General features: G+C 42.4%; 2 protein-coding genes and 1 pseudogene. 2 read left to right on the top strand and 1 reads right to left on the bottom strand.

Annotation, left to right across the window (positions count from 1 at the left end):
• Positions 1-566: 566 nt before the first annotated feature.
• On the bottom strand, positions 567-968 hold the full coding sequence (gene tnpA / locus IM456_RS14735) for an IS200/IS605 family transposase (RefSeq protein WP_149987547.1): 402 nt from the start codon (positions 966-968) through the stop codon (positions 567-569).
• 50 nt (positions 969-1,018) lie between these two features.
• Here tnpA and IM456_RS14730 point away from each other — a divergent pair, with 50 nt between their 5' ends.
• Together IM456_RS14730 and IM456_RS14725 are read left to right on the top strand one after the other, a co-directional pair.
• The gene (locus IM456_RS14730) at positions 1,019-2,260 is read left to right on the top strand and encodes an RNA-guided endonuclease InsQ/TnpB family protein (protein ID WP_149987548.1); all 1,242 of its coding nucleotides are present in this window, start codon (positions 1,019-1,021) and stop codon (positions 2,258-2,260) included.
• A gap of 639 nt (positions 2,261-2,899) precedes the next feature.
• A pseudogene (locus IM456_RS14725) lies at positions 2,900-3,175 on the top strand (NF041680 family putative transposase); the annotation flags it as partial.
• Positions 3,176-3,232 lie beyond the last annotated feature (57 nt).

Here is a 3,232-nt window from a genome sequence, read left to right as displayed (position 1 = left end):
TAAATCCTTATCTGGCAAGAGACTTAATTGATTAGTTCGCTCTAGAGCAAAAACAATTGACAAAAATCGCTAAATGCCTTTCTCTATAAGGGTTCCATCCCTTATAACCCCCGTCCATTGCATAACACAAACCGAAGAGCCGAATTTCTAGTCCTACTCGGTCAGAATTATAGCGTTGCCGATAAAGATGAAGTATAACCTGATTTAGCATTGCTGGCCGATGAGCGACTACCCAAAACGAAAACCTCGTACCTCACCATGAAGATAGCTGCTATAAGATTTAAGGGACTGTTTAGCATTGACACTCCCGTCGCTAAAAGCGAGGGATTCTTGGTTCATCGAGTTTCCTTAATCTGACAGGACGTATCCAACATTCGCTAGAGGGAATCTCTCCCCCCCCTTGCCCCCCCGATGTCGGGGGGGTTGGGGGGGTTTCCGTGTGTCCCACGGTACTGAGTCCTCTTTTCAGAATATTGATAGCGGCGTTAATATCTCTATCTTCTACAGTAATTAGTCACAGCAAGAAGCAGGGCTTATCGGAAAATTGGGTTTAAAACCCCGTCGTTCTACGACGGCTTTTCTTGATCTCTGATATAGCACTTGAGAACTTCCAATGGCGCACCTCCCACAGAAGAAACAAAATAACTAGGCGACCAAAGGGCATCTTTCCCATAGGGTTTAGGATAGCCAGCTTGTCCATACCTGCGGCTAGAAACCCCTTTTAAAGAATTAACCATTACAGAAATAGAAAGTTTCGGTGGGTATTCGATTAGGGCGTGTACATGGTCAGATTCCCCGTTAAATTCTAGCACCTGAAAATTCATCTTTTCCGCAACTTCCTTAAAAGACTTCTCGATTAAAGCTAAACTTTTACTGGTAAAAACTTTTCTTCTATATTTTGTTACACAGACCAAGTGTATCTTTAGGTCAGAGATAGAGTGTCTTTCCTTTCGCAACCGACTTGACATTATTGGCAGACCTAGTTAAAATAGAGTGCAGACACACCCATTTTAACCCAATGAAAGCAAGGTATCAATACCGCATTTACCCAACAGACCAACAAAAAAAGCTTTTGTCTCAATTGTTCGGCTGTGTGCGTGTGGTGTGGAACGATACCTTAGCCTACTGCGAAGAACTTTACCAAAAAGGAGAGAAAAAGCCTAAATATACTGATCTATCTCAAAGACTAACTCAACTTAAGAAGACAACAGAAAAGTCTTGGTTAACTGAGGTTTCTTCTATTCCTTTGCAACAGTCTTTAAGAGACTTAGAAACTGCTTATTCTAACTTTTTTGCATCCTGCAAAGGAGAAAGAAAGGGCAGAAAAGTTAAACCTCCTAAATTTAAAAAACGTAAATCTAAACAATCAGCAAGATTTACCAATAATGGCTTCGCCGTCAATCAAAACCACGTTACTTTAGCAAAAATTGGTGATTTAAAAGTCGTTTGGAGCCGTCCATTACCCTCCAAACCATCTAGCGTCACCGTGATTAAAGATGCAGCAGACCGCTATTTCCTAAGCTTTGTTGTTGAGGTTCAACCAGAAAGCTTGCCAAACAACGGGCAATCAGTAGGAATCGATTTAGGGATTGCCACTTTTGCCACGTTAGATACAGGGGAAAAAATAGATGCACCAAAACCGTTAAAGAGACGATTAAAACGGTTAAAGAAAGCGCAACAAAATCTATCTCGTAAAAAGAAAGGAAGTAAGCGACGGGAAAAAGCCAGAAAACGAGTAGCTAAAATCCATGCTAAGATTAAGGATACTCGGACTGATTTCTTGCACAAACTATCCACTAAAATTGTTCGTGAGAACCAAACAATAGTTTTAGAGGATTTAAACACATCGGGAATGGTTAAGAATCGAAAGCTATCCCGTGCTATATCTGACTTAGGATGGCGTTCTTTTCGAGATATGCTATCAGCAAAGTCCGATAAGTATGGGCGTGATTTTCGACTAATTTCCCGATGGGAACCAACCAGTCAGCGATGCTCCTGCTGTGGAAATATCGGGGGCAAAAAAGCGTTAAACGTCCGCGAGTGGGAATGCCTTTTCTGTGGAACTTTTCACGACAGAGACGTTAATGCCGCAGTAAATATCAAAGTCGCCGGAGGGCATTCGGAGACTCAAAACGGACGTGGAGAGATGGTAAGACTTTCTGCGAAGAAAGCGCATCCCGATGAAGTGTCAACCCAGCCGAAGGTCGTTCAATTAAGTTTGTTCGATCTGCCGGGAATCACCGTCCGTTCACGGCGGTGAGGATGTCAATGAGAATAAAGTAACCTTTAAGCCCTAGATAGATAGTACAAAATCGGCTTGAGGTGGAGAACGCTCGCCCGCTAACAAGTTGAAAAGTTCCTCAACCGCATTTTTTCCTTGAAGTCGCATGGTTTCCAAGAAACTGAAGATCATGGCTACTAATTGGCCTCCCCACTGGACTGGAGTTTAGACTAATTCCATCACGCCACTCTTAGGTCGAGCGGTAGAGGGGTAGGTTTGATCGAATCCCTTGAAACCCTTACAAAAACAAGGTTATAGCTATTTCCTTGGCAAGTTTTCGCCCATGCTTCTGTATTGATTGGGGAATCTTGAAAGACTTTTGGCGAGGTTCGGTCAACTCATGATGTTCTGCAAACAAGCGCGAAAAGTCGCCATGAGGCCACAGAAACACTCGCTCAAGAAGCCTGTATTCCTTTCGTTGTCTGATTTCAAGGTATTGAGCCTGAACTCGTTAGGGTTAATTTTTGGAAAATTTAGTCTAAACTCCAGGTCAAAGATGGAGTGATTTAATCCCTATTAAGTACCTAAGCAAAATTAATTACACATATCTAACCACCTCTTGCCTCTTGCCTCTTGCCTCTTGCCTATCTTCACTAGGAAATTAATTTTGCACGACTACTTATGACATGGCAATTATGGTTAGCTTCGTGAGATTATAGAAGATAATCCCTTACCTTGGCAAAAGGCTTTACCTGTGGAGAAATTAACCCCTGGAAGAGTGGCACAAAGCTTTTTGGGACTTTTGGTCGAGATAGGCACACCCGCCAAACCGCCAAAACCCAGAGGAAAGTCCCCCGGTTGGGAGAAGGGAAAAAACGTCACAAAAAAACTCGTTATCCGACGGTGAAAAAGACAGTTACTCGACAGAAAAAAGAGACAAAAGAGGTAGCTTAAAACAAGAATTGATCATATTTCTGACTATTCTTAGCTTTCTGACAGGCTAAGACAAAT

It is taken from the genome of Microcystis sp. M079S1 (genome assembly GCF_020246425.1).
Lineage (GTDB): Bacteria > Cyanobacteriota > Cyanobacteriia > Cyanobacteriales > Microcystaceae > Microcystis > Microcystis aeruginosa.
Note: the sequence above shows the minus strand (reverse complement) of the source record. Positions and strands in the feature narration are given on the sequence as shown.

Bases quoted from the DNA above. Each gene is read 5' to 3' on its own strand.
- tnpA (WP_149987547.1), bottom strand. From the start codon at position 968: ATGTCAAGTCGGTTGCGAAAGGAAAGACACTCTATCTCTGACCTAAAG.
- IM456_RS14730 (WP_149987548.1), top strand. From the start codon at position 1,019: ATGAAAGCAAGGTATCAATACCGCATTTACCCAACAGACCAACAAAAA.